Genomic DNA, 2,239 nt, shown 5'->3' on the forward strand with positions numbered 1-2,239 from the left:
GATATACAAAAAGAAATTAATAAAAGAGAAAATAAATCTTTTGAAGAAACATTAGAAGAAGATAATGGAATAATATCTTTTGGAGAAGATGAAGATGATTCAAATTATAGAGTAGATGATGAGAATGAAGAAGATCCATTCAGTTCTAGTATAGATGAAGATAATCTAAATAGATGGGACTATGATGCAGACGGTGATAAAGTAGATAGCGAAGGCAATAAAATGCTTTTTGATTATTAGTTTATAAATGAATAAGAATTAAGGAGATAAATTAAATGAAAGGAAAGACAAGAAAACAATTAAAAATAATATCAGGTAAAAAAATAAACCTAAGTAGTAACGTAATAAAAAATTTAACAGAACACCAGAAAAAGTAGGGAAATGATTAAAGGAGTTTATTAAAATGTCAAATACAAAATATAAAGAACAATGTATAAATTGCTTTAATAGAAAAGAAAACAGTTTCTTTTGTAATGTACTTAATAAATATATAGATTTAAGAGATACTAAAAAATGCAGTTTTTATAACAAACTAATAAATGTTAAAATTAAAAATATTGATTATAAACCAGCTATTTAATGGAACATAGCAATAATAAAAGGAATAAAAATGATTTGCAGTATATGTAAGAAAGATTTTAATGATTTACCAGAAACGACAATAACTATTGAAGGTAAGAATAAAGAATGTAAAAAAATAAAATCAAAAGAAAAAAAATTAAATCTATGTGAAGATTGTATTTTAAAAATTGCACAGTCTGGATTACCAACAACAATAATTTTTGAAGATGAAGATAATGAATAATAATATTAAAGCTATTATTAATTATAATGATGTAAATGATGAGTTCAGAAGAATGAATGACATTTTAGGAGTGTTAAAGTATCAATATAAAAATATTGATATAAGCTATAACAAAGTAAAAGATAAAAATGAATTATTTGTAAGTATAAATGGTGAAAGATTAGAATGTAATCATAAATTAGCTTTTTATATGAATACAGTAGAAAATATATTAAGCAAGGATATATAAATGATTGTTTATCAAATAGGTTCTATAAGTTTTGGAATATTTAGTGTTATATGTATTTTTATTAGTATAACATCTAAAAATAACATTGCTAAGGCGTTCTATTTGATTTGTTTCTTTTTATCAAATATAACTGCTTTACTTTGTGATATAGTAATCAAATTAAATTAGGAGTTATTATGGCAGATTTTAATAATGTAACATTAATAGGAAGATTGACTGCTGATCCTCAGAGAAAATATACACAAAATGGAATGGAAATTTCTGAGTTCTCTATAGCAAATAATTATTATGTAAGTACAAAAAATACTACAGAAGTAAATTATTTTGATATAGTGGCATTTGATAAACTTGCAGAAACAGCAAATAAATATCTTACAAAAGGAAAGCAGGTTTGTATAAGCGGGACATTAAGGCAGGAAAGGTGGCAGGATAAAAACACAAACACTATCAGATCTAAGGTGAGAATTATTATGCAGTCAATGCAAATGCTTGCTGATAAGAAAGAATCTAATAACACAGCAGAAAATAATAGTCAGGAAGATGATGAAGAGGTACCGTTTTAATGAATATCACTAAATTAATTGATAATGATGAATTAAAGAAAGATATTGAAGAGTTTACCAATAAATTAAAAAAACGAGGCTGTATTTATGTTTTAGGAATAGTAACAGAAAATAAAAAAGATATATGTATTAAAGGACATAAAAACTCAAGGGATATAGCTATGATATTAAATGCTATATTATTAAACCTAGATGATAAAGTAGTAAGTGTTATAAAAACGTTTTATGAGCATTTTAAAAAAGAGGAAAAACATGACATTAAATCAGAAAAAAGAATATGATTTTAATATGATTGAAGAATGGAAAAAGATAACCAATGAAGAAGAAAGTATAATAATGCGAAATAAAATATTAATTAATTTGAAACTTTTAGTATATAAAGTAGTTAATTGTTTATATTATATAAAATCTTTTGAAAAAGAAGAATTAATTAACATTGGTTTTATGGGACTTATAAAAGGTTTGAATTATATAAAACATAGTACAAAACCTATTACAGCAGAAACTTATACAAAGATTTTGTTTTATACTATAAAATATTTTATTTTTAGAGAATTAGACAGATTTTTACACGGCAGAAGAAAACATATTAATTATAGACTAGGTACTAAATCGCTTTTTGATAAAGTATATGATGATGAT

Annotated in this window: 7 protein-coding genes and 1 pseudogene; all 8 read left to right on the top strand. The window is 23.5% G+C overall.

The annotated features are described in order from the left end of the window. Positions 1 to 240, top strand: a pseudogene (locus tag F811_RS16600) (hypothetical protein); the annotation flags it as partial. A gap of 163 nt (positions 241 to 403) precedes the next feature. Then, positions 404 to 580 (top strand): hypothetical protein, encoded by a 177-nt coding sequence (locus tag F811_RS16605; RefSeq protein ID WP_020003310.1) that lies wholly within the window; start codon positions 404 to 406, stop codon positions 578 to 580. Positions 581 to 610: 30 nt separating this feature from the next. Next, positions 611 to 805 (top strand): hypothetical protein, encoded by a 195-nt coding sequence (locus F811_RS0100200; protein ID WP_020003311.1) that lies wholly within the window; start codon positions 611 to 613, stop codon positions 803 to 805. Next, entirely contained in the window at positions 798 to 1,034 is a 237-nt protein-coding gene (locus F811_RS0100205) for a hypothetical protein (RefSeq protein ID WP_020003312.1), read from the top strand. The genes F811_RS0100200 and F811_RS0100205 overlap by 8 nt, the downstream gene beginning before the upstream one ends. Continuing rightward, positions 1,035 to 1,202, top strand: a complete 168-nt coding sequence (locus F811_RS15245) for a hypothetical protein (protein WP_020003313.1) — start codon at positions 1,035 to 1,037, stop codon at positions 1,200 to 1,202. A gap of 8 nt (positions 1,203 to 1,210) precedes the next feature. Continuing rightward, positions 1,211 to 1,597 (top strand): single-stranded DNA-binding protein, encoded by a 387-nt coding sequence (locus F811_RS0100215; protein ID WP_020003314.1) that lies wholly within the window; start codon positions 1,211 to 1,213, stop codon positions 1,595 to 1,597. Beyond that, the gene (locus F811_RS0100220) at positions 1,597 to 1,878 is read left to right on the top strand and encodes a hypothetical protein (RefSeq protein ID WP_020003315.1); all 282 of its coding nucleotides are present in this window, start codon (positions 1,597 to 1,599) and stop codon (positions 1,876 to 1,878) included. Before F811_RS0100215 ends, F811_RS0100220 begins: the two co-directional genes overlap by 1 nt. Continuing rightward, the coding region (locus tag F811_RS0100225; protein WP_026364294.1) for a hypothetical protein at positions 1,850 to 2,239 on the top strand (390 nt) is incomplete at its 3' end. The genes F811_RS0100220 and F811_RS0100225, both read left to right, overlap by 29 nt.

The organism is Brachyspira innocens ATCC 29796, from assembly GCF_000384655.1.
In the GTDB taxonomy this organism is placed as follows: Bacteria; Spirochaetota; Brachyspiria; order Brachyspirales; family Brachyspiraceae; genus Brachyspira; species Brachyspira innocens.

Excerpts from the sequence above, each read along its gene's own strand:
- F811_RS0100200 (WP_020003311.1), top strand. The coding sequence starts at position 611 with ATGATTTGCAGTATATGTAAGAAAGATTTTAATGATTTACCAGAAACG.
- F811_RS0100215 (WP_020003314.1), top strand. The coding sequence starts at position 1,211 with ATGGCAGATTTTAATAATGTAACATTAATAGGAAGATTGACTGCTGAT.
- F811_RS0100205 (WP_020003312.1), top strand. The coding sequence starts at position 798 with ATGAATAATAATATTAAAGCTATTATTAATTATAATGATGTAAATGAT.
- F811_RS0100220 (WP_020003315.1), top strand. The coding sequence starts at position 1,597 with ATGAATATCACTAAATTAATTGATAATGATGAATTAAAGAAAGATATT.
- F811_RS15245 (WP_020003313.1), top strand. The coding sequence starts at position 1,035 with ATGATTGTTTATCAAATAGGTTCTATAAGTTTTGGAATATTTAGTGTT.
- F811_RS16605 (WP_020003310.1), top strand. The coding sequence starts at position 404 with ATGTCAAATACAAAATATAAAGAACAATGTATAAATTGCTTTAATAGA.